The organism is Hydrogenobacter sp. T-2 (genome assembly GCF_033971325.1).
GTDB lineage: Bacteria > Aquificota > Aquificia > Aquificales > Aquificaceae > Pampinifervens > Pampinifervens diazotrophicum.
Window position 1 is genome coordinate 1,217,958 of sequence record NZ_CP117180.1, and the last position, 25,900, is coordinate 1,243,857.

At 43.0% G+C, this 25,900-nt stretch carries 28 protein-coding genes and 1 pseudogene; 10 read left to right on the top strand and 19 right to left on the bottom strand.

What is annotated here, in order from left to right; genetic code table 11:
* The first annotated feature begins 21 nt into the window (after nucleotides 1–21).
* Genes plsY through IAE16_RS07155 form a run of 3 tightly spaced genes read left to right on the top strand, consistent with a single transcriptional unit; the run spans nucleotide 22 to nucleotide 2,820 of the window.
* Nucleotides 22–606: a glycerol-3-phosphate 1-O-acyltransferase PlsY gene (gene plsY, locus IAE16_RS07145; protein WP_323700097.1), complete on the top strand. Its 585-nt coding sequence runs from the start codon at nucleotides 22–24 to the stop codon at nucleotides 604–606.
* Nucleotides 603–2,021: a glycosyltransferase family 39 protein gene (locus IAE16_RS07150; protein ID WP_323700098.1), complete on the top strand. Its 1,419-nt coding sequence runs from the start codon at nucleotides 603–605 to the stop codon at nucleotides 2,019–2,021. Before plsY ends, IAE16_RS07150 begins: the two co-directional genes overlap by 4 nt.
* A gap of 7 nt (nucleotides 2,022–2,028) precedes the next feature.
* Nucleotides 2,029–2,820 (top strand): hypothetical protein, encoded by a 792-nt coding sequence (locus IAE16_RS07155; RefSeq protein ID WP_323700099.1) that lies wholly within the window; start codon nucleotides 2,029–2,031, stop codon nucleotides 2,818–2,820.
* Here the strand turns inward: IAE16_RS07155 and recG are convergent.
* Both recG and IAE16_RS07165 read right to left on the bottom strand, forming a co-directional pair.
* Nucleotides 2,808–5,174 carry an ATP-dependent DNA helicase RecG gene (gene recG / locus IAE16_RS07160; RefSeq protein ID WP_323700100.1) on the bottom strand — a complete coding sequence of 789 codons (2,367 nt, stop codon included), beginning with the start codon at nucleotides 5,172–5,174 and terminating at the stop codon, nucleotides 2,808–2,810. The genes IAE16_RS07155 and recG overlap by 13 nt on opposite strands.
* Nucleotides 5,167–5,367, bottom strand: a complete 201-nt coding sequence (locus IAE16_RS07165; protein WP_323700101.1) for a DNA adenine methylase — start codon at nucleotides 5,365–5,367, stop codon at nucleotides 5,167–5,169. Before IAE16_RS07165 ends, recG begins: the two co-directional genes overlap by 8 nt.
* Nucleotides 5,368–5,423: 56 nt before the next feature.
* Between IAE16_RS07165 and IAE16_RS07170 the strand changes: the two genes are divergently transcribed.
* From IAE16_RS07170 to IAE16_RS07180, 3 genes are read left to right on the top strand one after another with little or no spacing between them, the layout of a single operon-like run.
* Nucleotides 5,424–6,059 carry an RpnC/YadD family protein gene (locus tag IAE16_RS07170; RefSeq protein WP_323700102.1) on the top strand — a complete coding sequence of 212 codons (636 nt, stop codon included), beginning with the start codon at nucleotides 5,424–5,426 and terminating at the stop codon, nucleotides 6,057–6,059.
* Complete coding sequence (locus IAE16_RS07175; protein ID WP_323700103.1) at nucleotides 6,050–6,211, top strand: hypothetical protein; 162 nt, start codon at nucleotides 6,050–6,052, stop codon at nucleotides 6,209–6,211. The genes IAE16_RS07170 and IAE16_RS07175 overlap by 10 nt, the downstream gene beginning before the upstream one ends.
* 25 nt (nucleotides 6,212–6,236) lie before the next feature.
* Nucleotides 6,237–7,085, top strand: coding sequence for an ATP phosphoribosyltransferase regulatory subunit (locus tag IAE16_RS07180; protein ID WP_323700105.1), 849 nt, complete (start codon nucleotides 6,237–6,239; stop codon nucleotides 7,083–7,085).
* Here the strand turns inward: IAE16_RS07180 and metK are convergent.
* The 7 genes from metK to IAE16_RS07215 are packed head-to-tail and all read right to left on the bottom strand — an operon-like array spanning nucleotide 7,071 to nucleotide 12,199.
* Complete coding sequence (gene metK, locus IAE16_RS07185) at nucleotides 7,071–8,201, bottom strand: methionine adenosyltransferase (RefSeq protein WP_323700106.1); 1,131 nt, start codon at nucleotides 8,199–8,201, stop codon at nucleotides 7,071–7,073. The genes IAE16_RS07180 and metK overlap by 15 nt on opposite strands.
* Before the next feature lie 16 nt (nucleotides 8,202–8,217).
* Nucleotides 8,218–8,457: a KH domain-containing protein gene (locus IAE16_RS07190; RefSeq protein WP_323700108.1), complete on the bottom strand. Its 240-nt coding sequence runs from the start codon at nucleotides 8,455–8,457 to the stop codon at nucleotides 8,218–8,220.
* Between the two features lie 13 nt (nucleotides 8,458–8,470).
* Nucleotides 8,471–8,710 (bottom strand): 30S ribosomal protein S16, encoded by a 240-nt coding sequence (gene rpsP / locus IAE16_RS07195; RefSeq protein ID WP_323700110.1) that lies wholly within the window; start codon nucleotides 8,708–8,710, stop codon nucleotides 8,471–8,473.
* A gap of 37 nt (nucleotides 8,711–8,747) precedes the next feature.
* Nucleotides 8,748–10,754 carry a heavy metal translocating P-type ATPase gene (locus IAE16_RS07200; protein WP_323700112.1) on the bottom strand — a complete coding sequence of 669 codons (2,007 nt, stop codon included), beginning with the start codon at nucleotides 10,752–10,754 and terminating at the stop codon, nucleotides 8,748–8,750.
* Between the two features lie 41 nt (nucleotides 10,755–10,795).
* Nucleotides 10,796–11,299: a peroxiredoxin gene (locus IAE16_RS07205; protein ID WP_323700113.1), complete on the bottom strand. Its 504-nt coding sequence runs from the start codon at nucleotides 11,297–11,299 to the stop codon at nucleotides 10,796–10,798.
* Between the two features lies 1 nt (nucleotide 11,300).
* A complete protein-coding gene (locus IAE16_RS07210) occupies nucleotides 11,301–11,768 on the bottom strand; it encodes a hypothetical protein (protein WP_323700115.1) in 468 nt (155 codons plus the stop codon).
* Entirely contained in the window at nucleotides 11,738–12,199 is a 462-nt protein-coding gene (locus IAE16_RS07215) for a hypothetical protein (protein WP_323700116.1), read from the bottom strand. The genes IAE16_RS07210 and IAE16_RS07215 overlap by 31 nt, the downstream gene beginning before the upstream one ends.
* 325 nt (nucleotides 12,200–12,524) lie before the next feature.
* On the opposite strand from IAE16_RS07215, the pseudogene IAE16_RS07220 reads away from it, so the two are divergent.
* A pseudogene (locus IAE16_RS07220) lies at nucleotides 12,525–13,182 on the top strand (IS256 family transposase).
* 611 nt (nucleotides 13,183–13,793) lie between these two features.
* Here IAE16_RS07220 and IAE16_RS07225 read toward each other — a convergent pair.
* From IAE16_RS07225 to uvsE, 8 genes are all read right to left on the bottom strand, one after another.
* Nucleotides 13,794–14,639, bottom strand: a complete 846-nt coding sequence (locus IAE16_RS07225; RefSeq protein ID WP_323700118.1) for a fumarate hydratase — start codon at nucleotides 14,637–14,639, stop codon at nucleotides 13,794–13,796.
* Nucleotides 14,620–15,624, bottom strand: coding sequence for a malate dehydrogenase (locus tag IAE16_RS07230; RefSeq protein ID WP_323700120.1), 1,005 nt, complete (start codon nucleotides 15,622–15,624; stop codon nucleotides 14,620–14,622). Before IAE16_RS07230 ends, IAE16_RS07225 begins: the two co-directional genes overlap by 20 nt.
* A 12-nt stretch (nucleotides 15,625–15,636) precedes the next feature.
* The gene (locus IAE16_RS07235) at nucleotides 15,637–16,080 is read right to left on the bottom strand and encodes a hypothetical protein (protein WP_323700121.1); all 444 of its coding nucleotides are present in this window, start codon (nucleotides 16,078–16,080) and stop codon (nucleotides 15,637–15,639) included.
* Nucleotides 16,077–18,053 carry an aconitate hydratase gene (locus IAE16_RS07240; RefSeq protein WP_323700123.1) on the bottom strand — a complete coding sequence of 659 codons (1,977 nt, stop codon included), beginning with the start codon at nucleotides 18,051–18,053 and terminating at the stop codon, nucleotides 16,077–16,079. Before IAE16_RS07240 ends, IAE16_RS07235 begins: the two co-directional genes overlap by 4 nt.
* A gap of 42 nt (nucleotides 18,054–18,095) precedes the next feature.
* The gene (gene uvrC / locus IAE16_RS07245) at nucleotides 18,096–19,781 is read right to left on the bottom strand and encodes an excinuclease ABC subunit UvrC (RefSeq protein WP_323700124.1); all 1,686 of its coding nucleotides are present in this window, start codon (nucleotides 19,779–19,781) and stop codon (nucleotides 18,096–18,098) included.
* Nucleotides 19,782–19,797: 16 nt separating this feature from the next.
* The gene (locus tag IAE16_RS07250) at nucleotides 19,798–20,724 is read right to left on the bottom strand and encodes a DNA-methyltransferase (RefSeq protein ID WP_323700126.1); all 927 of its coding nucleotides are present in this window, start codon (nucleotides 20,722–20,724) and stop codon (nucleotides 19,798–19,800) included.
* Nucleotides 20,721–21,431 carry a hypothetical protein gene (locus IAE16_RS07255; protein WP_173832901.1) on the bottom strand — a complete coding sequence of 237 codons (711 nt, stop codon included), beginning with the start codon at nucleotides 21,429–21,431 and terminating at the stop codon, nucleotides 20,721–20,723. The genes IAE16_RS07250 and IAE16_RS07255 overlap by 4 nt, the downstream gene beginning before the upstream one ends.
* A 61-nt stretch (nucleotides 21,432–21,492) precedes the next feature.
* Nucleotides 21,493–22,380, bottom strand: a complete 888-nt coding sequence (uvsE, locus tag IAE16_RS07260) for a UV DNA damage repair endonuclease UvsE (protein WP_323700127.1) — start codon at nucleotides 22,378–22,380, stop codon at nucleotides 21,493–21,495.
* Nucleotides 22,381–22,402: 22 nt separating this feature from the next.
* Here uvsE and obgE point away from each other — a divergent pair, with 22 nt between their 5' ends.
* The 3 genes from obgE to IAE16_RS07275 are packed head-to-tail and all read left to right on the top strand — an operon-like array spanning nucleotide 22,403 to nucleotide 25,200.
* Nucleotides 22,403–23,437 (top strand): GTPase ObgE, encoded by a 1,035-nt coding sequence (gene obgE, locus IAE16_RS07265; RefSeq protein ID WP_323700128.1) that lies wholly within the window; start codon nucleotides 22,403–22,405, stop codon nucleotides 23,435–23,437.
* The gene (locus IAE16_RS07270; RefSeq protein WP_323700129.1) at nucleotides 23,403–24,338 is read left to right on the top strand and encodes a DNA double-strand break repair nuclease NurA; all 936 of its coding nucleotides are present in this window, start codon (nucleotides 23,403–23,405) and stop codon (nucleotides 24,336–24,338) included. Before obgE ends, IAE16_RS07270 begins: the two co-directional genes overlap by 35 nt.
* Nucleotides 24,331–25,200, top strand: coding sequence for an AEC family transporter (locus tag IAE16_RS07275; RefSeq protein ID WP_323700130.1), 870 nt, complete (start codon nucleotides 24,331–24,333; stop codon nucleotides 25,198–25,200). The genes IAE16_RS07270 and IAE16_RS07275 overlap by 8 nt, the downstream gene beginning before the upstream one ends.
* Here IAE16_RS07275 and IAE16_RS07280 read toward each other — a convergent pair.
* Nucleotides 25,197–25,550, bottom strand: coding sequence for a nucleotidyltransferase domain-containing protein (locus tag IAE16_RS07280; protein ID WP_323700131.1), 354 nt, complete (start codon nucleotides 25,548–25,550; stop codon nucleotides 25,197–25,199). The two genes, IAE16_RS07275 and IAE16_RS07280, sit on opposite strands and share 4 nt — an antisense overlap.
* Entirely contained in the window at nucleotides 25,504–25,887 is a 384-nt protein-coding gene (locus IAE16_RS07285) for a HEPN domain-containing protein (RefSeq protein WP_323700132.1), read from the bottom strand. Before IAE16_RS07285 ends, IAE16_RS07280 begins: the two co-directional genes overlap by 47 nt.
* Between the last annotated feature and the right edge of the window lie 13 nt (nucleotides 25,888–25,900).

Below are 25,900 nucleotides of genomic sequence, written 5' to 3' on the forward strand. Positions count from 1 at the left end.
ATTTAGGTTATCATAGTTTCCATGGACAGTGTGCTTCTTATTCTCTTTGCCTACCTGTATGGCTCAGTGCTTTTTGGAGAGCATATAGCGAAGGCAAGAGGTGTGGATATAAGGTCTGTGGGTAGTGGAAACGTTGGTGCTACCAATGTGGGAAGAGCACTGGGTAAAAAATACGCTGTTTTGGTCTTTCTACTTGACTTTTCCAAGGGTTTAATTCCTATGCTTCTTGCAAGGCTCTACTTTGGACTTGATAGCTGGACTGCCTTTTTTGTAGGTCTTGCAAGCCTTCTGGGGCATATGTATCCAGTTTTTCACAACTTCAAAGGTGGAAAGGGTGTGGCTACCGCCTTTGGCACTCTTACTGCGGTCTCTCCACTAATTGCGGTTCTTTCCATAGCCTTCTGGGGGCTTATATTTAGGTGGAAAAGTATAGTTTCTGTTGCTTCTCTTTCTGCTTCCGCTCTTGCGGTTTTGCTCCTTCTTTTTTCAGATTACCCCTTCAAAATATTCTTTATGGCACTCCTTATGTTCTTCCTTATCCTATACAGGCACAAGGATAATCTTGCGAGGCTCTTAGAGGGTAAGGAACACAGCTTTAGGTCGTGATAGCGGTTATTTCTTTTAACCTAATCTTGCTCCTTTTCAGAGTGTTTTATGTAGTTTACTACCCCCTTGACCTCACACCAGAGGAAGCCCAATACTGGGATTGGTCGAGGCACTTAGACCTAAGCTACTATTCAAAACCACCTATGGTTGCCTATTTGAACTTTTTGACAAGAGAAATCTTTGGTGTTTCAGAGCTTGCGGTAAGGATAACACCTATAGTTTTTTCCTTTCTACTTTCTTTGCTTACTTACCTTTTTGTAAAAAAAGTTTTTGACGAGAGGTCTGCCATAATAGCCTCTACCTTGCCACAGATAACCATAGGCTTTGGCATAAACTCTCTGCTGATGACCACAGATGCGCCTTTTATCTTCTTTTGGTCTTTGAGTCTTATGGTGCTGTTTTTTGCTTTTGAGAAAAACCTTCTTTGGCTCTGGCTTTTGGCGGGATTTTTGGGTGGTCTTGCCTTTTTGAGTAAGTATCCAGCGGTTTTTCTTGTTCCCTGTGCACTTTTATATGGCATCTTCTTTAAAAGAAGCCTGCTTAAAGACTACAAGCCTTATCTTAGTCTAATTCCCGCCTTTCTTTTATCCTTGCCTGTTTTGTATTGGAACTATAAGCATGACTTCGTCTCCTTCAAACATGTTTCTACCCTTGCCAGCAAGTCCGCAAGCCTTTTAAACTTTGGCTCTTTCCTTGAGTTTCTTGCAGGTCAGGTTCTTTTGCTTTCAATTATTCCCTTTCTACTTTTGCCATACCTCTGGTTCAAAAACATAAAGAAAGAAAAAACCGCTTTTTTTGTTTTTTTCTCCCTTATACCCTTTCTCTTCTTTGCGGTGCTTTCTATTTTCAAAAGGGTAGAAGCCAACTGGGCTGGGTTTTCTTACTTTTCCGCCTTTATTTTGGTGAGCCTATATCTTTCAAAAAGCAGGCTACTTTTGCCTTCCTACCTTCTGGCAGGACTTTTGTTTGTGTTTTTGCACTTTACTCCTCTTCTTGATAAGGTTGGGCTTGGAGGGCTTCTCCCGCCTCACAGAGACCCCACAAAGGCAGGCATAGGTTGGTCTCAACTGGGAGAGGTAGTTTCAGAAATGAGAACAGCACAGGAGAGTATCATAAGCCCCCACTATCAAATTAGTGCGGAGCTCGCCTTCTATGTAAGAGGAAACCCAAGAACTTATTGCATAAACCTTGGAAGAAGAATGAACCAGTATGACCTTTGGGAAAAGGACTATGAAGGCAACGCCATCTTTGTCGATTATGCACCCATAAACCCAAGAGTCCTATCCGCAAGTGAGGGTATAATAGAAGAGGCAGAGCTTCCCATCTTTTGGAGAGGTAGGGAGATAAGGAGGTTTTACATATACAAGCTCAAAAATCTTAAAAAAGTGGAGGAAGAGATGCCAGGGAGTTATTAGGTTTTTAATGAGTTTATACTTGGTTGGGTTTTTCCTCTATTATTCTCTGCCCTATGTTTATGTTGACCATGTAAACTATTCCATTCCTTCTCCAGTGCCTATACCCTTTCAAAAGCGATGCGCATGCGTTATAAACCCCAAAAGCGTCTACAACAGCCCCTTGGGAAACCCGAGGAAGCTTCAAGAAGAGTTAGAAAAGAGAAATGCTTTAGCTTGTCATATGGAAGAGGAAAGAGTAAAGGGCTACCAAGATATCGGGCTTAGTAAATGGCTTTTATATTTTCTCTTTGAATACATACCTAAAACCCTTCTTCTTGAAAAGCCTTCAGACCCCTATTCTCTCATTAGTCTAAGCCAATGTAAACCCCTGGCATCAGATATGCCAATAATCATTTCCCTATGGAAGTTAGACATACCCAGTTACAGCTTTATACTGAGAGATAGGAAGAACCTATACTATGCAGGTCAGTGCGACCCTCACGAGAACACAGCCCTCATACCCTTCACAGGAAGCAAGAACCCACAAATATACGCGTATTCGCGAGCGGGTTTTTTCTTCCCAGGCGACCAGTTTAAAACCCCTGCAGTGCTAAGTGCAGACTTTTACGAAAAGAGAGTTTTGATATTTCTCTTAAGGGATGGCACAATATATAAGGTCTTTGACCAAAGGTCTATAAGAGAAACTCTACAAGATAGTGGCAATTATAGTGTGCAGGTCTACACTTACCGTCTTCGTTTTTGGAGGTTTTACTTTGGGCTTAGGTTTCTCTCCTGCACCCCAGCCTTTCACGCCATATAAGAAAGACCCATCTTATCGCCATATCTATGGATGAGAACCTTCTTTAAGTCCATGTATTTTTCAAGGTTTGGGTCTTCCTCAAGGGTCTTTTTTGCGTCTTCCTTTGCAAGCTCAAGCATAACCCTGTCTTGAGCCCTTGCAAGGTTTGCCACCATAAAGCCAAAGTATCCTGACTGAGAAACACCCAATAGCTCTCCAGGACCTCTCAGCTTTAGGTCTTCCTCTGCAATCTCAAAGCCGTTATTAGACTTTACCACAACCTTTAACCTCTTCATAGCCTCTTGGTCCTTCTTTAGTTCATCTGGCACCACAAGGTAGCAATAGGCTTGTTTGTCTGACCTTCCTACCCTTCCTCTAAGCTGATGAAGCTGAGAAAGACCAAACCGGTGTGCGGATTCTATAACCATAAGGGTTGCGGATGGCACATCCACGCCCACCTCCACCACAGTGGTAGCCACAAGGATATCTCCAGTGTCTTTGAACCTCTCCATAAATTCTCTCTTTTCTTCGTCCCTTAGCTTTCCATGAAGCAATAGCACCTCCTTGTCTGGAAAAAGGCTTTTCCACCTTTCATATTCCTTTACTGCGGACTTCATATCAAGGCTTTCTGATTCTTCAATAAGAGGATAGATAACATAGACCTTGTTTCCCAGCGAAAGCTCTCCCCTTACTGCCTGCAAAACCTTGTCAAACTCCGAATCAAATAGGAGCTTTGTAATAACAGGTTTTCTACCAATAGGCATCTGGTCTATTATTGAAAGGTCAAGGTCTCCATACAAGGAAAGAGCAAGGGTTCTCGGTATGGGCGTAGCACTCATCACAAGGCTATGAGGATAATAACCTTTACCCTTCTCCAAAAGAAGTTTCCTCTGCATAACACCAAAACGATGCTGTTCGTCCACCACCACAAAGGCAAGCCTATGAAACTCCACGCTCTCTTGAATTAGGGCGTGAGTGCCTACAAGCACCTTTATGTTTCCCCTTTCTGTATGAAAAAGCACGCTTTTTCTCTTAGACCCCTTTACAGACCCAGTCAAAAGACCCACATGAACCCCAAGAGGCTCAAGAAACTTCCTAAAGTTTTCGTAATGCTGAAGTGCCAATATCTCCGTAGGGACCATTATGGCACTTTGATAGCCTTCCCTTGCAAAGGCGTAAGCTATAGCCATAGCCACAACCGTCTTTCCACTTCCCACATCACCCTGCAAAAGCCTATTCATAGGTCTGTCTTCCTTTATGTCCGTCAGTATTTCCCTTATAGCCTTCATTTGAGCCTGAGTGAGCTTAAAAGGCAAAGAAGCTAAAAATTCCTTAATATGCTTTTCTGGTTCTTTGAGGGCTACCGCAGGTTGGCTCTTTACCTGAGACTTTATAAGATGTAAAGAAAGCTGAAACAGGAAAAGGTCTTCGTATATGAGCCTTTTTTGAAAAGGCGTGGAAAAGCTGTTTAGGTCTTCTTCGGAAAACCCGATTGGTCTATGTAAAAGGTATAGGCTTTCTCCAATAGGTGGGAAGTTTCTCTCTTTTATGACCCACTCAGGAAGATATTCAGGCATATACTTTGTAGTTTCAGAAAGTTTGTAGAGAATGCTCCTTATTCTTTCGTGTCTTTTCTCTGCGGATATACTCCTTAGCTCTCCGTCCACCCTTATATAGTAAAAGGGCAAAACCCTTCCAACCTCCGTCTCTTTTAGAAACTCGGGATGAACCATATACCTTTCGCCCGCAAACTCCTTTAGCTTTCCATAGACTATAAGCTCTTGACCTTTTCTGAAGCTATAAAGAGGTCTTTTGTCCTTGTAGCGAAACCTCAAATATAGGCTTTCTGTGCTATCCTCACACAAAACCCAAGCGGGATATTTTTCTTGTGGGTCATAACCTGTGGCAACCACTTTAACCTTTAAGGCTACCTTCTGCCCAGGCTTTGTGGTCTTTACCGTGTATAAAAGCCTTCTGTCTTCATACCTCAGCGGAGCAAACCAAAGGGCAGAATAGAGGTCTTTTATTCCAAAGGCTTTGAGGGTCTTCTTTTCCTTCTCATCAAGTATTTTTAGTTTATCCACAGGTTTGAAAAATGCCTCTATAGGCTTTTTCTCTACCTTGGAAAAGTCTACCTCAAGGGTAGGTAAAGGATGCCTTAGCCTATCCTCAATGACCTTTAGAATAGCCTTTTTCTTCTCAAAAGGAAGTTTGTCAAAATCCCTTAACATTTCAAGGTATGAGGGCTCAAGGCTGTCCTTTAAAAGGTTAAAAAGATACAGACCAACGCCAAAACTCCTCCTGAGACGCTTATAGTCTTCCTGGGATAAGTCTTTTATGAGCTTTACTGCCTTTTCTACTTTGTTCTCAGACATGGTTCAGTTGCTGGTTATTACCGCTTATAGCCCTTTTTGGCTGAGCTTCAAAAAACAAAGCACTACCACCCACAAAAGGTTCTACGTAAGTCCGATATTTTGATGGCATACAAGCCACAAGCAAGTTCACTATCTGCCTTTTCCCACATGCCCATTTAACAAAGGTTTTGAGTTTTCCCGGGAGAAGGGTCATAACAATTTTCTATTATATCTGTTAAGCCTAAAACCTATGCTTGTTATAATTTTCGTGTGTTCTCAAAGGACATAGCCTTAAAAGACATATTTGAAGAAATCCCACACAGACTTAGCAAAATACTTGCACCCGCACCCATAAAAGAGCTACTGCCTACCAACTTCCCTTCCACAGAGCTAAGGGTGGACTTCTTGGCAAGGCTTGAGGATGAAAGCATACTGCATATAGAGTTCCAGTCATTTAACGACACTAATATGCCCTTTAGAATGCTACGCTATTACCTTGCCATATTAGAGAGATATCCAAGCAGTCCTATAAAACAGCTCCTTGTGTATGTGGGAAACAGAAAGCTCAGAATGAAGTCAAGGCTAAGGCTTAGAAACCTTACCTTTAGCTATGAGATGCTTGACATAAGGCAGATAGACTGCAAGGTGCTTTTGGAAAGTCCAGACCCTATGGATAGGCTACTGGCATGTCTTTGTAGGGTTGAGGGCGAAGACTATCTTATCCAGAAGCTCATAAGGACTATGGAAGGCATGAACGAGGAAGAAAGAAAGGACTATCTTTTGAAAATCTTGACGCTAACGGAACTAAGACCTAACTTAAGGATAAGGCTAACAGAGGAGGTCAGGCACATGCCTATAGTGGTTAGACCTGAGGATATAAGACTGCCAAAGAGTATATGGTTATAACTCTCGCAGAGGGTAAACTTGGCTATGTGCCACAGGGTTTGCAAGGAAAGGTAATAAAGATAAAAGATAGAGAGTTTCTACATGCTTTAATTAAAAAGTTGATAAGTTCTGAAAATCTTTTGGAAGTATTAGGGCAGGAGCTGAAACTTTGACCCATAAGGTATATAATAACTCTCTGTGAAATTTCCACCGCAGGAACGGTTTTTCAACTTTGAGGAGTCAGAAAAGTTAAAGAAGTTTTTCCTAAAGGCTTGTGAGGTTTTTACTGAATATAGGTATATTATGCTACCTTCCATTGAGCTATACAGTCCAAGGCTTTATGATGAAGGTGCTTTCGTCGTAGGGAATTTGCAGGATGGAAGTCTTTTGTGTCTAAGAAAAGACTGGACGGTAAGCCTTGCAAGATTCTTAAGCCTTCAAAGGGATCTGGAACTTCCTCTTAGAGTTTTTTACTTTGGAAATACCTTTTCCACCAATATGGAGTTTGAGAGTTTTCAGGTGGGAATTGAGCTTCTTGGAGAGGCTTCTCCAAAGGCGGAAGTGGAAGTTATTCAAAAGATTGCAGACTATCTGAGGGCTTGTGGCCTTTCTGAGCTAACCGTAAGCGTGGGGCATGTGGGAATAGCCAAGGGTCTTCTCAAAAGATACGGAGAGGGATACAAAAAACCCTTGCTTGAAAAAAACTTCTCGGAGCTCTCCCACGCACCAGAGCTTAAGGACTTACTTACCACACAGGGCGATCCAGAGGTCTTGCAAGAATTCAAAAAGAAACATCCAGAGTTTTCCACAGAGTGTCATGAGCTGTTAGAAGTTTATGAAAACCTCAAAGACTTTAAGCTACTCTTTGACCTATCTGAACTTCGTCCTCAGGACTACTATACGGGGCTTGTCTTTGAGTTTTTCCACCCTTACCTTGGTTATCCTGTCGCTGGTGGTGGTAGGTATGACGGTCTTTATAAGACTCTTGGAAAGGAGCTGTGTGCGGTTGGCGGTGCGGTTTATCTTGATAGACTACTTGAGCTCTAAAAACTCTTCAAGTTTTGTTAGCTTTTCCCAGGGAAGGTTTTCCTTTCCAAAGTGCCCGTAGCAAGCGGTCTGCCTATATATGGGCTTTCTTAAGTCAAGAAACTCTATCATCTTCTTAGGGCTTGTGTGGAAAACCTCTAAGAGCCTTTCTCTTATCTTCTCTCTGTCCACCCTTTCTGTCCCATAGGTTTCTATATCAAAGGCTATTACCTCGCTCATACCAAAGGCGTAAGCCATTTGCACCATGCACCTATCTGCAAGACCGCTGGCTACCACATGCTTTGCCATCATGCGTGCCATATAAGAGGCGGTTCTGTCAGTTTTTGTTGGGTCTTTGCCAGAAAAGGCACTGCCTCCAGAATAAGCCACATCTCCATAGGCATCAGAAACTATCTTTCTACCAGTCTGTCCTGCATCCGCTACAGGACCACCAAGCACAAACCTTCCCGACGGGTTGATAAGAATACGTGTATCCCTTGATACTAAGCTCTGAGGCACTACCTTTTTGACCGCCTCTTCCGTAATAAAGTCCCTCAGCTTTTCAAGTTGAGTTTCTGGGTCATGTTGACAGAAAACTATTATGTCCTTCACAGATAGGGGTTTGTTGTCTTCGTATAGCACCGTTATTAGAACCTTGCCGTCAGGTCTGAGAAAGGGTGCCTTGCCAGACTTCCTAAGTTCAGAAATCTTGTGAGAGAGTCTGTGGGCAAGGCTTATGGGCATAGGCATAAGGCTTTCCGTTTCCTTGCAGGCATAACCCACGACCGTTGCAGTATCTCCTGCACCCTCTGAAGATATACCGAGCACTATCTCAGGGCTCTGTTCCTCTATGGAGGTTATTACCGCAGAGGAATCCGCATCAAAGCCGTGCTCTGGTCTGTTGTAGCCTATTTCTTTTATGGTCTTTCTGACAATGCCTGGTATATCCACATAGCTTTCTGTAGAGACATGACCTGCCACAAAGGTCATGCCAGAGATGAGAAGTATTTCAAGGGACACCCTGCTGTATGGGTCTTTCCTTAGAAATTCGTCCAGGAGAGCGTCCGCTATGAGGTCTGCTAACTTGTCTGGATGTCCCTCCATGGGGGACTCTGCCATCTTTATTGTCCTGCCCATGGAGGTTTATTATAAACTACTCAAGTATCTCAAGAACCACCCTTTTGTTTATCTTCCTTCCCATGGAAGAAAGGATGGTTCTGAGAGACCTTGCAATGCGACCGCCCCTTCCTATAACCTTTCCGAGGTCGTTTTTGTCAACCCTGAGCTCAATAACCACTGTTTTTTCTCCTTCAATTTCCTGCACGTTTACCTTCTCAGGGTTGTCCACAAGGGATTTGGCAGTTATTTCTACGATATCCCTTAGCTGGCTCATGGTTTACCTCCTGTTAGAGTATTTTTGAGTTTTTGAGTATGGCTTTTGCTCTTTCTGTAATCTCAGCTCCTTTTTGGAGCCACTCTTTTAACTTTTCTTCCTTTACCTCTATAAGCCTTTTGTTTACAGGGTCATAGGTGGCTATCACATCTACCACCTTACCATCCCTTGGTGCTTTTGCGTCCGCCACCACAAGCCTGTATATGGGGTGATGCCTTCTTCCGTATCTTGATACTCTTATCCTTAATGCCATTTTTTTTGCCTCCTCAGAGCAGTCAATGTATTATACACTATTTTCTTATAGAATTCAAGACCACACTAAGAGAAGAAAATGCCATCATAAGCCCCGCATACTCAGGCTTTAGGTATATGCCCTTCAAGTATAATAGCCCACCAGCTATAGGTATGCCCACAAGGTTATAAATAAAAGCCCAAAAGAGGTTTTCCCTTATCCTTCGCATGGTTTTAACCTTTATGTCAAAGAACTCTCTTAAGCCTTCAAGCCCTCTGAGCAAAATCACATCTCCTGCCCTCTTTGCCATATCTGTGCCAGAACCAAGAGCAAATGAGAGGTCCGCGCGAGCCATCGCAGGAGCGTCGTTTATACCGTCGCCTGCAAGCCCAACCCTGTAGCCTTCCGCTTTTAGCTCCTCTACCTTCCTTAGCTTGTCTTCAGGCTTTGCCTTGGCAAAAAACTCTGCTATGCCTAACTCTCTGGCTACCACCCTTGCTTTGTCCTCTCTATCTCCTGTGAGCATGCAAACCCTTATACCTTTTGAAAGGAGAAAATCCACCACCCTTTTTGCCTCTGGTCTTATGCGGTCCTCAAAGTAGAACTCCGCCAGCTTTGTACCATTTTTGTAGAGAGCTACACCTTCTTCTGACCTTCCAAGCATGTAATCTCCACATATTACACCAACTCCAGCCTCCTCTTTGCAGTTTTCAAAGTTTTCTCCTTCTAGGCCCTTTGACCTGCAAAAATCCCTTATAGACTGAGAGTAGGGATGGTTGGAAGCCTTTGCAAGACCACAGGCTACAAAAAGGGCGGAGCTGTGGTAGAGCTTAAGGTCAATAAGTTTGGGCTTTCCCTCTGTGAGAGTGCCAGTTTTATCAAGGAGCAGGATGTCTATTTCCTTTTCAAGGGCGGATGGGTCCTTTATGAGGACACCTCTTTTGTAGGCTCTAAAGAGCCCTACAGTAAGTGCAAGAGGAACCGCAATGCCAAAGGCACAGGGGCAAGAAACCACAAGCACCGCAAGGGAAAAGTTAACTGCCTTCTGTAGGTCTCCAGTGGAAGCATACCAAAATAGAAAGGTCAAAAGAGAAAGCAAAAGCACGAACTGAACAAAGTAGTGGGAAAACCTGTCCGCAAGGCGATGAATTCTTGGCTTTTTGCTAAGGGTCTCTTCTACAAGTCTTACGAGCAAGTTGGCATAACTACTGGAAAAGGTCTTTTCCACCTTTGCCTTTGCAAAACCAGAAAGCACCACACTACCAGATATGAGCCTATCACCAACAGATTTTCTAACGGGCAGGCTCTCTCCGCTTACAAGGGACTCATCCACTTCAAGAGAGCCTTCTAAAACTCTGCAGTCTACAGCTACCATATCACCACTTCTCAGAATTAGCGTATCGCCTACAAAAACCTCCAAGGGAGTTTTTTCTATCTCCCTTCCATCCTTGAAAACCCTTAACCTTACTGTTTGCAAAGAAAATAGGTCTTTTAAGCCTCTTAGGGCTTTGGACTTTACCCACTCTTCAAGGAACTTGCCAGTTTTTACAAAGGTTATGAGAAAGGCGGATGTTTCAAAGAAGGGCTCTCCAGGGAGAAAGTCAAAGAGAGTAAGAAGGCTATACAAAAGGGCAGAGGTGCTACCTAAGGCTACCAGCAAGTCCATATTGCCTACCCTTGCCCTAAGGGAACTTATTGCACCCTTGTAGAAGCCATATCCACCAATAAGCTGAATAGCTATAGCAAGCAAAACCTGTGTATAAAGACTAGGTGTGCTATGCACGAACATGAGAGCCATTATCAAAAGGCTTGAACTCCAGCAAAAAAGAAGTATCTCGAGAGACCTCTTTTTACCCTCTACCTTTTCAACCCTGTAGCCCAGAGATTCTATGACCCTTCCAATCTGGTCAGGGCTCAAAAGCTCCTCATCAAAGTCTACTGCTACTCTTCCCAACTCAAAGGAAACCTCTACCCTTTGAATACCCTTTAACCTCTTAAGGCTTATCTCTATAGCTCTTGCACAGTTTACGCAGGTCATTCCAGAGACTTTCAAACTTGCACGCATAGATTAAGTATGAGGTTTTGGGCATGTTAATTTCAAGAGGTTTATTTTGCTTTGTTTTTTAGATAATCTAAAACCCTTTGTGGGTCTGCGGAGGGGTCTACACCCCTGTATATTTTCTCCACCTTTAGCTCAGGGTTTATAAGCACTGTGTCTCTTGAGCAAAAGCCCGCTATTACAGTGACTCCATAAGACTTTGCCACGCTACCCTTTGGGTCGGAGAGAAATTCCACAGAAAGGTTGTATTTTTCTCTAAACTTCCTTATGCTCTCCACACTGTCAGTGCTTACTCCAAAAACCTTTACCCTTAGTCTTTCAAACTCTGGCATGAGCCTTGTATATTCCTTTGCCTGTGCAGTGCAACCCGGAGTGTCCGCCTTTGGGTAAAAGTAGAGGACTACCCACCTTCCTCTGTACTCTGAAAGGTTAACAGTTTTACCCTCGTGGTTTTTAAGACTAAAGAGGTAGGCTTGTTGACCTTCTTGCAGTGGAGCACCTGCCTGAGCTATACCAAGCAGAGCAAGGACTTTTATAATAAACTCCTTCATATTACCACCTCCAAAAGGAATAGGCTATTAGCAAAACACCAAGAGACAGAGGGATAAAACCCACATAAAACCAAAAGGTGGCAGAGCCTATCACAAGAAGAATACCACCCAGCTCAAGAATTTCCTTTCCCTTTGCCCTTGCCAAAGCACTGTAGCACCTTGACTGGATATAAAGCCCAACACCAGAAACAAAGGCAGTTATAAGAAGCCTTTTTATGTCAAAGCCATAGGAATCAAGCACATGCTTTGCCCATAGCCCACCCACTATGGCAAGCAAAAGCCCAAGCCCAAAGGTCTTTTTTAGCTCTCCCAAAGAGGACCTCTCCAAAAGCCCAGCCATACCATACATGAGAGCAAGACCACCAACCACTGCAAAAACCTCATGCAAACCACCAAGAGGAAGGATAAGAGTGCCAGCAAGAGCAAAAGTCTGTGGCTCTAAGTTAGTAGTCTTTTTAACCTCCTGCATCTATATATAAACATAAGCCTAAGGAATAGCCTTAACAAGACATTTGGTAGTAGGCTCTCTACGGTAAGATGGTCTTCTATCACCGTTGAGTTTCCCTTTGGTATGAATTTGTGTCTGTGTTCCCAGTGTCTTATAAAGAAAGGCTTTTTAAGAGCTATATCTGTAAAGCCAAAGGCTCCCACATCCCTTATAAGGCTTTCCATTATCGTAAAACCGAGAAACTTCAGCCTTATCACCATACCCTCCTTTAGCTCCTCTTCTGGCTCTACCTTAAAAAGAAAGGATAAGGGCGTTATCTTGAGGAGATTTGCTGAATTGTTAAAAAAGCCTCTTACTAATTCCATGGGTGCTGTAAGGTTACAGTAGGAGAAAAGTTCCATCTTCTTGAGAAAGTTTAATGGCTTTATGCAAAATGGTATGATATTTATCATGTGCTGGGTGAGAAATTTGGTATTATCAAGCAGACCTCCTGAAAAAGCTGTACCCAATAGCATAAGCATATACATACACAAGCACACAATTTAATGTCTCCATCCACTACCAGCATTAAAAAGTTTTATCTAACTTATAACACTCTCTACAACCTGCCTCTTACTTCCTAATTCCTTGCTTTCACACAGGGACTGTTTCATCCATTGTGTAAAAATAAAGTAAGGAGGTGTTAATATGAAAAAGCCAAGCAAAGAAAAAGTAGAGCAATGCCGTAGGGAGTTCAGCGAAGTCCTAAAAGACTTTATGGCTCAAACCATAGGCAAAATGCTACAAGCAGAGCTGGATGAATTCCTCTTATCTACAAGAGACATACAAGACATCCTTGAAGACATCTACGGCACAAGACTATCTGCAAGCACCATATCAAGGTTAACTGACAGAATAATGCCAGAGGTCAAAGACTGGAATAGACACAGATGGCTACAAAGAGATACTTGGCTTTTGGCTTGCAAGACAGGAAAGTGCTAGCTTTTGGGTAAATGTCTTGAATGACCTCAAGGCAAGAAGAGTAGAGGACATACTTGTAGTGGTAAGCAACGAGCTAAAAGGTATACAAGAAGCAGTAAGGAGCGTATATCCCATAAGCGACCATCAGAAGTGTCTGGTTCACAAGGTAAGGAACAGTCTAAAGAAGGTCAAATACAAAGACAGGAAGAGAGTAGCCAGTGCATTGAGGGCAATATACATGTCTACCACGCAGATGCAAGCTAAGGAGAACTTTGAGAGGTTTAGGAGGGAATACCAAGTAGAGTATCCACAGGTAGTGAGGGACTGGGAAAGAGAGCTTGAGGAGATATTGACCTTTTACAGATATCCCTATGAAATAAGGAGGATGTTGGCGACTACGAACTTTGTGGAGAGTATAAACAGCAAGATAAGGAAGGTAATATATGGCAATTTGTTGTGCCTAAAGGTATTGTGAAGGGGAATGAGGACATAGATTTTGACATGGTTGATTTTACAGTTGAAGAGGGTTAAGCTGGGGAAGGGCATAATTCTACCTACCCCTTAGAGGGTATAGGTATGCAAGCCCTCTCCAGCTTTATGATAAAATATTAAGCGTAGAAAAGAGGGCTAAACTACTCCTGCCCTATGGTGAGGGCTTTAAGGTGCGAGCCCCTTTCCTACTTATTTACACAGATGCTTTTCAGGGTATATAATACAGTTGCCCTGCTATAGAGCAAGGGCATATTGGGATGAATACCCGAAAAGTATAAAAGCTATACTGAAGGTCATAGATGGTATAATTTACACAAATTTTGAAACGGCCCCTTCTATAAGTAGTGTTCTTGGACAGAGCAAGTGGCTACCAAGGTGTAACTTAGATATAGGTCAAAAACAAGCGAATGAATGTCTAAAAAGGCTTATAGGGTAAGGTTTGTTAGATAAGGAAGGCATAGTTTTTCAAAAGGAATGCGAAGAAGGCGATAATTTAGTAGGCAAATTCTTCCTATCTCCTTAACAATCTAAAGGCAAACCCGCTTAGAAATATGACCGTTATAAGCCCTATAAAAGCCAAGATTAGGATGTATTTCACAGCTCTATCTCCGCATGCCTGCTGGCATGGCATTGGATGTTTACTGCCACCGGGAGAGAGGCTATGTGGCAAGGGTAAAGCTCCACCTTTACATCCACCGCAGTCACAGTCCCACCAAAACCCATAGGACCCCAACCTATCTTGTTTATTTCCTCTATAAGCTCCTCTTCTATTCTCTTGGCTACAGGGTCTTTACTTCTTTCTCCCACTGGTCTAAGTAGTGCCTTCTTGGCAAGCAAGGCACAGTATTCAAAGGTGCCACCTATTCCTACACCGACGGTGAAGGGTGGACAGGCATTAGGACCAGCAAGTTTTACCGTCTCAAGGACAAACCTTTTTACACCCTCCCAACCGTCCGCAGGCTTTAGCATGGCAAGGCGTGAGGTGTTTTCTGAGCCTGCACCCTTTGGTGCAAAGGTGAGCTTTAACCTATCTCCGGGAACTACCCTATAGTGTATCACTGCAGGAGTGTTGTCCTTTGTGTTTTTTCTTTCAAAAACAGGGTCATAAACCATAGAAGCCCTAAGATAGCCCTCTGTATAAGCCCTTCTTACTCCTTCGTTTATGGCATCTTCAAGAGACCCACCCACCACATGAACCTCTTGACCTATCTCCACAAAAACCACTGCCACACCTGTGTCTTGACAGTATGCCATCTGCTCCTCTTTTGCGGACTTTATGTTAAGGAGTATCTGGCTGAGGACCTCTCTTCCTATTTCAGATTCTTCTCTCCTTATGGCACTTTGATAGGCAAGCTCCACATCCTCTGGAATTTCATAGTTCGCCCTTATGGCAATTTCCCTTACCGCCTCTACTATCTGGTTATAGTGCACTTCTCGCATTTAACAGCTCCTCCACTATGGCTATGTTTTTCCTTACGGACTCCACAGACCTCTTCCACATCTGACGCTCTTCCTCTATCATAGGTATTTTAATCACTTCTTCTGCTCCATTGTTGCCCAATTTTACTGGCACGCCCACACACAAGCCTTCCGCCTCGTAGTACTTGCCAGCTTCTCCGTCCAAATACACAGAACATGGCAGTATTCTCTTGTTGTCTGTCACAATAGCTTCCACCATTTCCACTATAGATGCAGCAGGTGCATGATAGGCAGAAGTTCCCATAAGGTCTACTATCTCACCACCACCAAACTGAGTTCTCTTTATAAGCTCTTGGATTTTCTCCTTTGGTAGCATATCCTTTAAAGGTATGCCTCCCACGTTAGAAATAGATATGAGAGGGACCATTTCATCACCATGACCACCTATAACATAAGCGTTTATATCCTGTGGAGATATGCGTATTTCTCTTGATATAAAGGTTTTAAAGCGAGCAGAATCAAGCACGCCAGCCATACCCATAACCCTGTTTTTCTCAAAGCCAAGAATTTTATATACCGCATAGGTCATAAGGTCTACCGGGTTGGTAACTACTATAACTATAGCCTCAGGTGCGTATTCCTTTATTTTGCCTGCTATAACCGAGAGTATAGAGATGTTTTTTTCCAATAGGTCTTCCCTTGACATTCCGGGTCTTCTTGGAAAGCCAGCGGTTATAACAATAAGGTCGCTGTCCTTAACAGCTTCGTAGCCTTCACCTTCTGGTGTTACTGTGTAGCCTTCCACTCTTCCATCAATGTTCAATGCGGAAAGCATTTGCTGAATGTCAAGGGCTTTTCCTTTAACGGGCTCAATCATTCTGTCTCCATCCTTCTTTGGCAGGTCAAACATACGCACATCCACAAGACCTCTCAAAGCCAAAAGGCTTGCGGTATGCTCGCCTACATTACCTGCACCTATTACAGACACAACCTTGCGTAGCTTCATGTTAACCCTCCTTTACAGCATGTTATACTTCCTTAGGATTTCATACACCTTCTTGTCTTCCTCTGCAAGGCTTCTCAGTGCCTCAAGAAAGGTTTTGTCTTTATCTTCCAGCTTCTTTATCTTATCTTCAAAAGGCTTTAGTGTAGTCCTTCTGTCCCATATGGCAAAGCCTATAGTAGCCACAGTTATGGTAGTAAATATGCCAGTAATTATCCACAAAAAGTTGAAAAGCATGTCTATCTTGCGGTTTACTTCGTCTATACGCTTGTTCATTTCCTCAAAGCGAGTATCCATACGCCTGTTAGTTTCCTCAAAACGAGTATCCACACTTTTACTTAGTGCCTTTAGCTCTGCCTCCATTCTAATGAGCCTATCCCTATCCTCTAAGGTAAAAGGCACTTCCTTTGCATGCACCATGCTAAGGCACAAAACCAGGGCTAAGAGCCATTTGCTCATACTTCCACCTTTTGTTTTTTCTTTATCCAATTAAGCAGTCCACCTGCCAATAGCACAGAAACTTGCTTAGGTGTAAGGTTGTATTTGCATACTATTTGCTCTCCCGTGGTCTTGTTTATAACCACCACCTCCTGTCCAGCCTGTAGTCTTTGAGTGAGCTCTGGTATTTCTATCTCATCACCCAGAGAGAACTTGCTGTAGTCCTCTTTGTTTACAAATTCCAAGGGCACTATGCCAAAGTTTACAAGATTTGCATGGTGTATCCTTGCAAAAGACTTGGCTATAACCGCACGCACTCCAAGAAATCTGGGGGCAAGTGCTGCATGTTCTCTGGATGAGCCTTGACCGTAATTTTCACCACCTATTATTATGTTGGCTTTTCCTTTCTCATCCCTTATCTTCTTGGCTCTTGAGACGAACTCTGGGTCTACGTAGTGGTAAACATACTCGCTTATGGCGTAGATGTTAGACCTAAGGGGTAGTATTTTTGCACCTGCGGGCATTATGTGGTCTGTGGTTATGTTGTCTCCCACTATAAGGCTTACTTCTCCCTCTATGAGCTCTGGCATTTCGTCAAACTCAGGTAGAGGCTTTATGTTTGGACCTCTGTATATTTCCACCTTTCTCGCCTCTTCTTCAGGCAGTGGTGGTATAAAGGCTTCATCGCCGTATGGAAAGCTTTCTGGTAGCTCCACTCTTATCCACTTTATACCCTCTCTCTCTGCTAATTTTCTTGGGTCTATTATCTCTCCCGCTATGGCACAGGCTACACAAACCTCTGGAGATGCAAGGTATACTTTCGCATCAGGCGTGCCAGACCTTCCTTCAAAGTTTCTGTTAAAGCTCCTAATGGACACTCCACCGCTTGGTGGCGCATATCCCATACCTATGCATGGACCACAGGCACTTTCCAATATCCTCGCCCCTGCCTTTAGAAAGTTAAGGAGATTACCGTTTTGAGTTATAAGCTCAAGGGCTTGCTTTGAGCCAGGGGCTACCGCAAATATAACATCTGGATGAACCTTCCTTCCTTCGAGCATCTTGCCCGCTCTTGTAAGGTCCACGAAGGAGGAATTTGTGCAAGAGCCTATTACTACCTGGTCTACCTTTGTGCCTTCCACTTCTCTCACAGGCACCACATTATCTGGTGAATGAGGGCAGGCTATTAGTGGTTCAAGCTCAGAAAGGTTTATCTCAATTACTTCGTCATACTCCGCATCTGGGTCTGGCAAAAGCTCTATCCAGTCCTGCTCCCTGCCTTGAGCTTTAAGATACGCCCTTGTTATCTCATCGGATGGGAATATAGAAGTGGTTGCACCAAGCTCCGCTCCCATGTTGGTTATGGTTGCCCTCTCTGGCACAGAAAGCTCTTTTATACCCTCTCCAAAGTATTCAAAAATCTTTCCTACACCACCCTTTACCGTTAACCTTCTTAAAAGCTCAAGGATTATATCCTTTGCACTGACCCACTCTGGCATCTTACCAGTTAGCTTTACACCTACTATCTTTGGCATTTTTAGATAAAAGGGTTCACCAGCCATCGCCGCAGCCACATCAAGACCACCCGCACCTATGGCTATCATACCCACACCGCCAGAGGTAGGTGTGTGAGAGTCTGAGCCAAGAAGCGTTTTTCCAGGCTTTGCAAACCTTTCCACATGGACTTGATGACATATACCATTACCGGGTTTGGAAAGCCATATGCCATACCTTTTGGCAATGCTCATAAGATATTTATGGTCATCTGGGTTTCTAAAGTCCGTTTGTAGCATGTTATGGTCTATGTAGCTAACAGAAAGCTCTGTTTTGACCCTATCCACTCCCATTGCTTCAAACTGGAGATAAGCCATAGTTCCAGTTGCGTCCTGTGTGAGGGTTTGGTCTATCCTTATGGCTATCTCCTCACCGGGTATTAGCTTTCCGCTAACAAGGTGCTCCTTTAGTATTTTGTAAGCGACTGTTCCCTTTGCCATGCGTGCCTCCTTTCAAAAGGTGATGATTTATATTATAACTTTTTAACCTTTGAGATACCTTTCTACTTCCTGCTTGAGAGTAGGGCTTATACCCAGCCTTCTTAAAGTTCCCTCGTCCGCTTTTAGAAACTCGTAGAGGTTTTCAAAATTCCTGTAAATGAGCCTTTTCTTTACTTCTCCTATGCCTTTTACTTTATCCAAGGTGTCCTTTAGACCCTCCTTTAGTCTTAATTTCCTGTTGTAGGTAAGTGCAAACCTGTGTGCCTCGTCCCTAATTAGCCCAAAGACTCTGTATAAAATAGGATGTTGGGTCAGCCTTACTTCTTTTCTTTCCTCCGAGATAAGAATTTCCTCCTCCTTTGCAAGGGCATAGACCTTTATTGGTAAGGAAAATTTGTCTCTCACTCTTATAGCAACACTGAGCTGTCCATAACCACCGTCTATAAGCCAAAGGTCTGGCATTTTTTCCTCGCCTTCCTTTAGCCTTCTTGCTCTCCGTGAAAGGACTTCTTCCAAAGCTCTATAGTCATCTATCCCTTCAAAGCTCTTTATTCTGTATCTTCTATAAGCTCTTTTGTTCATGCTTCCCATTTCCCACACTACGCAAGAACCAACAGTGTATTCACCATAAAAGTGAGAAATATCAAAACCCTCTATTCTCTCTGGCATTGGAATACGTAGCACCCTATGAAACTCCTCCCTAAGAACCACAGGGTCAAGATGGTGTCCAAGGTTTTCCCTTATGAGTTCCTCAAGCTCTGGGCTTATATCCCTTCTTAGCTCAAAGTTTCCTCTTTGAGAGAGCCACCATAGGGTTTCTTCCGAAAGCTCAAAGTTCACAAGCAGGTTTTGAGGCAGAGGGCTCGTGTAGTAAAATCCCAGCAAAAACTCCTCAAGGTCTTCTTCCCTCTCAAGGACAAAAACTTGCTTGTCCACAAGCCTTCCAGACCTAATGAGAAAAACACCCAAAACCCTACCCATAGCGTAAAGAATATCCGCATTACCATATTCAAGCCCAGAGACCCTTTGACCCTTAGAGAGGTTTTCCAAAGCCTGTATTTGGTCTCTTAGCATGGCACATCTTTCAAAGTTAAGCCTTTGCATTTCCTCTTCTATCTTTTGGTATAGCTCCTCTAAAACTTCGCTCACCTCTCCAGAGAGCAAAGCAATAGCGGATTTTACCGACAGCCTATAAGATTCCTTGTCTATAAGACCACAGCAAGGTCCAGAGCAAAGTCCAAGATGATAATCCATACAGGGTTCTTTTCTTTCAGGGATTGGGTCGCAGGTTCTGAGTTTAAACACCCTGTGAATAAGTCTTTTAACCTTTTTAGCCTTTGAGGTGCTAAAGAAAGGTCCAAAAAGCTGTCCTCTATGTTCTGTGCCTCTTACCACTCTTACAGTAGGATATGGCTCATCGGTCAATAAAAGTAGAGGATAGCCACCGCCATACTTGTGGAGCACATTATAACGAGGTTTGTGGAGTTGAATAAGGTCTACTTCCAGCGTTAAGGCTTCAAAGGTGTTGCGTGTTATAACCCACTCCACAGAAGTGGAGTTTTCTATAATAGCTTTTTCCTTGCTGTCCTTTTCCGCCAGCTTGTAGTGTTGAAGGAGCCTATCCCTAAGGTTTTTTGCCTTACCTATGTATATGGGTTTGTTGCCCCTTTTGAAAAGGTATACGCCGGGTTTTTCTGGTGCCTTTTGAAGTTCTTCAAGGCTTAGCATAGTTATATAATATGTGCTATTCAAATAAACTAACCTTTTCTTTGAGCCTTCTTGTCGCTATCTCATAGTAGTGCTTATTTATCTCAATGCCAATAAACCTTCTACCTGTCTCTTTACAAGCTATAGCAGTAGAGCCACTACCCATAAAAGGGTCAACCACCAAGGCTTTTTCTTTTGTGGTAAGTTCAATCAGAAACCTCAAGAGTTTTATAGGTTTTACGCTTGGATGGTCATTGAAAGCACCCTTTTCTTTCCTGTCTGGTTTTTCAATTAGAAAATATCTATCCATAACCTCATCTATGCTATCTGTGGTTATTATGTTAGACGGGAACATCCCTTTTCCTTGCTTTATTTTGACATTAAACAACCCAACTCCATACTTTGCAAAATTTTCCAATAATGTGCCTTCTGGAGGCTTTTGAGCCACCATTATAGGCTCGTAGTTGCTTTTTACCTTCGGGACTTTGTATGCTCTTAGCTCTTCTCTTAGTTTTTCTTTCACCTCGGGAGGAAAAGCAGTTCTATCAAGAAAATGTTCAAGGCTAAAAGCCTTTGGCTGATTTTGTGTATATATCCATAGAAATATATCTCTAACCCAAAACCCAGCATCCTCCGTAGAACATACAAGCCTATGGAACAATCTTGGATGGGAAAAAGAGAGAAACCAACCACCCGGCTTTAAAATCCTGAAAACCTTATAAGCTACAGAGGAGAACCATTTTCCAAACTCTACAGCCTGCTCTGGAGAAAATTTCATACCTACAGGTAAGTATTTAACAGTTCCTACACTGCTTTTTGCCCTCAATACCTCTTCATGAGACCATTTATCGTCAAGTTTATCAAGAAAATAAGGTGGGTCTGTAAGGACTAAGTCCACAGTATTCTCTGGTATTTTTTCCAACCAAACAAGTGCATCACCAAGTATTAGTTCTATATCTTTCATAGTTCTTTCCCTTCATATTTTAGCTTTAAAATTTTGTAAACCTGTTTTTGAACCTCTTCAGATGCCCTCAACACTACTCTTGGATTTGCTATGGTTATAACTCTTCCGAGTTTATCAAAGACGAACCAATCTCTGTATGCACGGTTACATTCATCACACTGGGGTATGTATCCCTTAGATTCGTCCTTAGGGTCTATGTGAGCCCTTTGGAGCTTTGTTATGCGTCTTGGATTTTTTAGATTTGGTTTTCCCTCCTCCGAACCACAAGTAGCACATCTGTAATTGTAAACTTGTTTAAGTTTTTCGAAATCCACATCACTAATTCCAACTTTTCTATGTGGAGTCCAACCGGGATAAGGCTCTTCAAGAGACACCAAAAGGTAGCTATCCTTTGGAATTTTTACTTCCAAATGATTTCCTCTCGTGGATGATATTATATACCAACCCTTTTGTCTTGCAAGATGTCTTGCTTGTTGAACATCATTGGTATCAGGATACAAACTCCTGATAAACTGGGTTAGCTCAGACTTAGAAACTGGTCTGGTTTTGGGGTAATCTTTTGCGAGATATACTAGAACAAGCCCATCTTTAGTATACTTACCATTTTTTATAAGATGTGGTAGTTTTACACCTCTGTCTTTTAAGTGCTTCTCCCAATAAACCCTTACAAGTTCATATATACTCCTAATCTCTTCATCGCTTAGCATTTCAGGTTCAAATTATATCATGCGGAGACTCCTTCATCTCCAAGCCCTTCCCAGCTATTTTTCAAGGCTTAACATCAAGGTAAATATATAACTCCGAAAGGAGCTTTTCCACCGCCTTTTCTTTTTGCTTTGCCTCTAGAATAAGGTCTATTCTGTTTCCACCAAAGTGGTTGAGGAAGTCCATAAGGTCTTCTACCTTTATCCAGTCTCCGTGTTCACCAAAGCGATGCTTTCCCTCTGGCTCAGAGGATAGATGAAACTCTGGCACTCGCCCAGACCAAGTTTGCAGTATTTCACTTACCTCAAACTCTGAAGGATTTAGACGGTTATGATAGTAGTCAAAAACTATAGGTAAGTCCAGCTCCGCATCCAAAAGGTCTCTTACTGTGTAGTGTCTTTCATCGTTCTCCACTGCAAGATATCTATAGAGCCACTGGTTTTCCCTTAGGGTATTCTTTAACCTCTTGAGGCTTTCTCTTTTGTCTTCATAAACACCACCTGCATGAACCACTACAACTCCCTCAGCTCCAACGCCTAAGGTTTCCAAAACCCAAAAGTGATATTCCAATTCCCTCAAAGATGCGTCCACCACCTCCTTTTTTGGAGAGTTTAGCACCACAAACTGTCCTGGGTGCATGGTTATCCTTATTGGAAACTTCCTCAAGGTCTTGGAAAACTCTCTTAATTTTCCCTCCACCTCCTTCAGCCAGTCCTTTTTGAAAGAGGGATGAGATGCAAAAGGCACAAGGTCTGAACCCAGCCTGAATATACCACAGCCTAAGGATAGGGAAATCTCTAAGAGCCTTTCAAAGTCTTTTAGGTTTTTCTCTACAGTATACATAAGCCTTTCATAGCTAAGGTTTGATAGCCTAAACTTCCTATTAGTAGTTATTTTGCCATCTGCAGTAGAGCAGAAAAACCCTACCTTTATGCCCTTGAGTTCAAACACAGGGGAATTATACTTATTTCTTATGTTCGTTGATAGGGTAAAAATACGCGTTAAGGCTGGGGATGGTGGCAATGGTGCGGTTGCTTTTCTAAGGGAAAAATACAGACCCTTTGGTGGTCCTGCGGGTGGAGATGGTGGAAAGGGTGGGGATGTGGTTTTGGTAGCCACAGGGAGAAAACATACCCTTTATGACTTTAAGTTTCAAGCGCATTTTAAGGCTCAGAGGGGAGAGCATGGTAAAGGGAAAAACCAGAAGGGCAAAGATGGAGAAGACCTAATAATAGAGGTGCCTGTTGGCACGGTGGTTATTGATGCGGACACTGGAGAAGTCCTTTGCGACCTTGTAAAAGATGGGCAAAGGTGCGTGGTGGCAAAGGGTGGGAGAGGTGGAAGAGGCAACGCACACTTTGCAACACCTACCAATCAAACACCAAGATACGCAGAAAAAGGGGAGAAGGGAGAAGAACGGTGGCTCATATTGGAGCTAAAGCTCATAGCGGATGTGGGTCTTGTAGGGCTTCCTAATGCGGGAAAGTCCACTCTAATATCTGTCCTTACAAGGGCAAAGCCAAAGATAGCGGACTATCCCTTTACTACCCTTTCTCCTGTCTTGGGTGTTATGGAGTTGGACGAAGAGAGGCATGTGGTAATTGCGGACATCCCCGGTCTTATAGAAGGTGCGAGCCAGGGAAAGGGTCTTGGTCTTGACTTCCTGAGGCATATAGAAAGAACTAAGTTGCTCCTGCACTTGGTAGACATATCAGATGGAAGGACAGAGGACCCTATAAAAGCCTTTCAAACAGTCTTGAAGGAGATGGAAAACTACAGTCCAGAACTCCTTAAAAAGCCTCAGATAGTGGTGGGAACAAAACTTGACGCCCTATCAGACAGGTCTTATATAGAAAGCTTAAAGAAGGTCTTTGAAAGTATGGGTTATCCCTTTGTAGCCATATCCGCTGTGACTGGTGAGAACCTCAATGATTTAAAATACCTCATAGGAAGGAAGTTAGAGGAGCTTAAGGATGCAGAGCTTGGGAAGATACAAGTTGTCTCTTAGTCCACATCAACCACAGGAAATAGAACCCAATGAAATAGAAGAATCTTTGCAGTTTTCCGACCTTGCGGAAGAGCCAAGGGTATACGATGGATACGTGCCAGAAAATTTCAATCTTGTGTTTATAGACGGAGTAAGACGCACCGAGTGTCTTGCCTATGTTAGAGATGAGGAAACAGGGGAGAGTTTTGAAGGTGCTTTCTTATCCTTGGGTGCTGGTGCTTTAAGGATAGAATATGGAAGGCTAAACCTCTTAAGGGAATCTCTTATACTCCATAGAGTGGAACGGCTTTTCTTTCATAAAGGTGGTATTCTTATGGACGAATTGCTTGGCTTTAGACCGTATCCGGTTGAGGGAGAGCTTTCTGTGGAAATTAACAGATACATGAAAGAAGAGCTTGAGGCAAGGCTTGCCCTACAAATTCAAAAGGAAGTCAAGGACAGTCTTGTAATATGCGATGGAACTTTGAGCTATAAGCTCAGGAAAACGCCCTTTCTGGGTCTTGTAAAAAGCATGAAAAAGCTCTATATGGATAGGTCGTATCTTCCTCTTTTATACATTTTGAAGCCTGGACAAAGAAGTCCCATAGTGAAAGTTCACCATCAGCAGGAACAAGAAGAGAAGGAAAAGGTAGATAAATATACATGGTATGTAAAGCTCACAGAACACGAAGGGCTACAAGGTCTTGTAAGAGTTGAGGTCTTCAAAAGGGACTTTGAAGAGGTCAAAAGACTTGCCAACATTTCCGCAGGAGTGCTTCCTCTCTTTGCCAGCCAATCCTTCCAAGATAGAAGGTCGCCTCAAAATCTTTTACCCATAGGTAGGCTTGAAAAGTTTCTCAGACTTCATTTAGGTCCATACCGCATTATAAGGAGGCAGATAGAGAGCTTTTTCTATGCTTGAGGTCTTTCTTACCGTAAGCATTGCATACATACTCAAAAGGCTTGGTCTATTTTCCGAGGAACATTCTAAAGTTTTGGTAAACTACGTGTTATATTTTGCCCTTCCTTTGTTAAGTTTTAAAACCGCACATAATATAGGTCTTTCTAAGGAAGTGGCTTTTATCGGCGTTGGTGCTTGGCTTGTAATAGCTCTGTGTATACTCACTTCGTATCTCGTAGGTAAGGCTCTCAAGCTCAAAAAATCAGACCTCAGGACGCTTATGATGGCTTCCGCCTTTGGCAATACAGCCTTTCTTGGCTATCCTTACAGTTTTACCTACTTTGGAGAAGAAGGGCTAAAGTATGCGGTTATTTACGACAGCGTAGGTTCTTTTCTTGCGGTCTCTTCTGTGGGCTTTTTAATAGTGAGTGGCAATCTTCAATTAAGGTCCATAATACTCTTTCCACCCTTTCTTGGCTTGTTATTTGGCTTTCTGCTAAGGGCTTATGAGCTTCCAGCCTTCTTTTGGAAATTTGTGGACTTTTCTATTGCATCGCTACTGCCAGTGGTTTTGTTTTCTCTGGGTCTTTCCCTTAAGTTTTCTCATGTTGGTAAAGGTCTTAAACTCTTGGCTACCGCCATTGGCATAAAGATGTTCCTATCTCCACTTTTTGCCCTTTTGGTATTTAAAGCCTTGCCTGTGAGCGAAACCGCTTACAGGGTCTCTGTGCTTGAGTCCGCTATGCCTACCATGATAACCGCAAGCCTTTTGGTGCTAAGGTATGGGCTCAACCATAGCCTTGCCTTTGCCAGTGCAGGTCTTGGCATTCTTTTGAGTTTTTTGAGCATTCCCGCATGGGTTTATATCCTAAATAAGCTCTAAGAAAGCCAGACAACCTCCCTTTGCAAAACCTCTCTGTAAAACCTCGTATCCTTTAGCTTTTCTATCTCCTCTTCTGTATAAACCAGCAAGTCCGCAGGCACAGGAAGTTCAGTGGTATCAAAGGCAAGAGGTCTTCTTATAAAGGGTTCATCGCTTTTGGAAACTACCACCACTATATCCACATCGCTTCCCACGTTCCAATCTCCTCTTGCGTAAGAGCCGAAATAACCCACCTTTACCACTTCGGGATGTTCTTTTTTTACCTTCTTCGTCCATTCAACGAGAGCCTTTTCCACATCTTCCTTAGAGACCCATCTGAAGACGGACGAATTCAAGAACCTTACTGGCATAATCTATTGCCTCCTTTGCTTGCTTCTGTGTAAAGTGTTCGTAAGGTGCACCCATAGGAAAGCCGTTGGGATATCTTGTGGGTATGTAATAAAGGTCAAGCATTTTGGCAAGGTCTAAAAGCTCTTCAGGGATTTCTATTGGTAAATCCTTAAGCAGTCTGCTAAGAGAATGACCCCAAGCTTCTTGCTTAAAGTAATAGTGAAGAGCCTTTAGAGCTTTTTCTGCGGACTGATGGCTGGCAAAACACGCCCATTCGTAATCCCCCATCTCCAAAGACCTTTTGGCATGCTCAAGGTCTCGCTCAGCCTGTTTATACCAATCTATGCTTCTATCCATGAAAAGAATTATA

Bases quoted from the DNA above. Each gene is read 5' to 3' on its own strand.
- plsY (WP_323700097.1), top strand. From the start codon at position 22: ATGGACAGTGTGCTTCTTATTCTCTTTGCCTACCTGTATGGCTCAGTG.
- IAE16_RS07155 (WP_323700099.1), top strand. From the start codon at position 2,029: ATGAGTTTATACTTGGTTGGGTTTTTCCTCTATTATTCTCTGCCCTAT.
- recG (WP_323700100.1), bottom strand. From the start codon at position 5,174: ATGTCTGAGAACAAAGTAGAAAAGGCAGTAAAGCTCATAAAAGACTTA.
- IAE16_RS07165 (WP_323700101.1), bottom strand. From the start codon at position 5,367: ATGACCCTTCTCCCGGGAAAACTCAAAACCTTTGTTAAATGGGCATGT.
- IAE16_RS07175 (WP_323700103.1), top strand. From the start codon at position 6,050: ATGGTTATAACTCTCGCAGAGGGTAAACTTGGCTATGTGCCACAGGGT.
- metK (WP_323700106.1), bottom strand. From the start codon at position 8,201: ATGGGCAGGACAATAAAGATGGCAGAGTCCCCCATGGAGGGACATCCA.
- IAE16_RS07190 (WP_323700108.1), bottom strand. From the start codon at position 8,457: ATGAGCCAGCTAAGGGATATCGTAGAAATAACTGCCAAATCCCTTGTG.
- rpsP (WP_323700110.1), bottom strand. From the start codon at position 8,710: ATGGCATTAAGGATAAGAGTATCAAGATACGGAAGAAGGCATCACCCC.
- IAE16_RS07200 (WP_323700112.1), bottom strand. From the start codon at position 10,754: ATGCGTGCAAGTTTGAAAGTCTCTGGAATGACCTGCGTAAACTGTGCA.
- IAE16_RS07205 (WP_323700113.1), bottom strand. From the start codon at position 11,299: ATGAAGGAGTTTATTATAAAAGTCCTTGCTCTGCTTGGTATAGCTCAG.
- IAE16_RS07210 (WP_323700115.1), bottom strand. From the start codon at position 11,768: ATGCAGGAGGTTAAAAAGACTACTAACTTAGAGCCACAGACTTTTGCT.
- IAE16_RS07215 (WP_323700116.1), bottom strand. From the start codon at position 12,199: ATGATAAATATCATACCATTTTGCATAAAGCCATTAAACTTTCTCAAG.
- IAE16_RS07225 (WP_323700118.1), bottom strand. From the start codon at position 14,639: ATGCGAGAAGTGCACTATAACCAGATAGTAGAGGCGGTAAGGGAAATT.
- IAE16_RS07230 (WP_323700120.1), bottom strand. From the start codon at position 15,624: ATGAAGCTACGCAAGGTTGTGTCTGTAATAGGTGCAGGTAATGTAGGC.
- IAE16_RS07235 (WP_323700121.1), bottom strand. From the start codon at position 16,080: ATGAGCAAATGGCTCTTAGCCCTGGTTTTGTGCCTTAGCATGGTGCAT.
- IAE16_RS07240 (WP_323700123.1), bottom strand. From the start codon at position 18,053: ATGGCAAAGGGAACAGTCGCTTACAAAATACTAAAGGAGCACCTTGTT.
- uvrC (WP_323700124.1), bottom strand. From the start codon at position 19,781: ATGCTAAGCCTTGAAGAACTTCAAAAGGCACCAGAAAAACCCGGCGTA.
- IAE16_RS07250 (WP_323700126.1), bottom strand. From the start codon at position 20,724: ATGAAAGATATAGAACTAATACTTGGTGATGCACTTGTTTGGTTGGAA.
- IAE16_RS07255 (WP_173832901.1), bottom strand. From the start codon at position 21,431: ATGCTAAGCGATGAAGAGATTAGGAGTATATATGAACTTGTAAGGGTT.
- obgE (WP_323700128.1), top strand. From the start codon at position 22,403: ATGTTCGTTGATAGGGTAAAAATACGCGTTAAGGCTGGGGATGGTGGC.
- IAE16_RS07270 (WP_323700129.1), top strand. From the start codon at position 23,403: ATGCAGAGCTTGGGAAGATACAAGTTGTCTCTTAGTCCACATCAACCA.
- IAE16_RS07275 (WP_323700130.1), top strand. From the start codon at position 24,331: ATGCTTGAGGTCTTTCTTACCGTAAGCATTGCATACATACTCAAAAGG.
- IAE16_RS07280 (WP_323700131.1), bottom strand. From the start codon at position 25,550: ATGCCAGTAAGGTTCTTGAATTCGTCCGTCTTCAGATGGGTCTCTAAG.
- IAE16_RS07285 (WP_323700132.1), bottom strand. From the start codon at position 25,887: ATGGATAGAAGCATAGATTGGTATAAACAGGCTGAGCGAGACCTTGAG.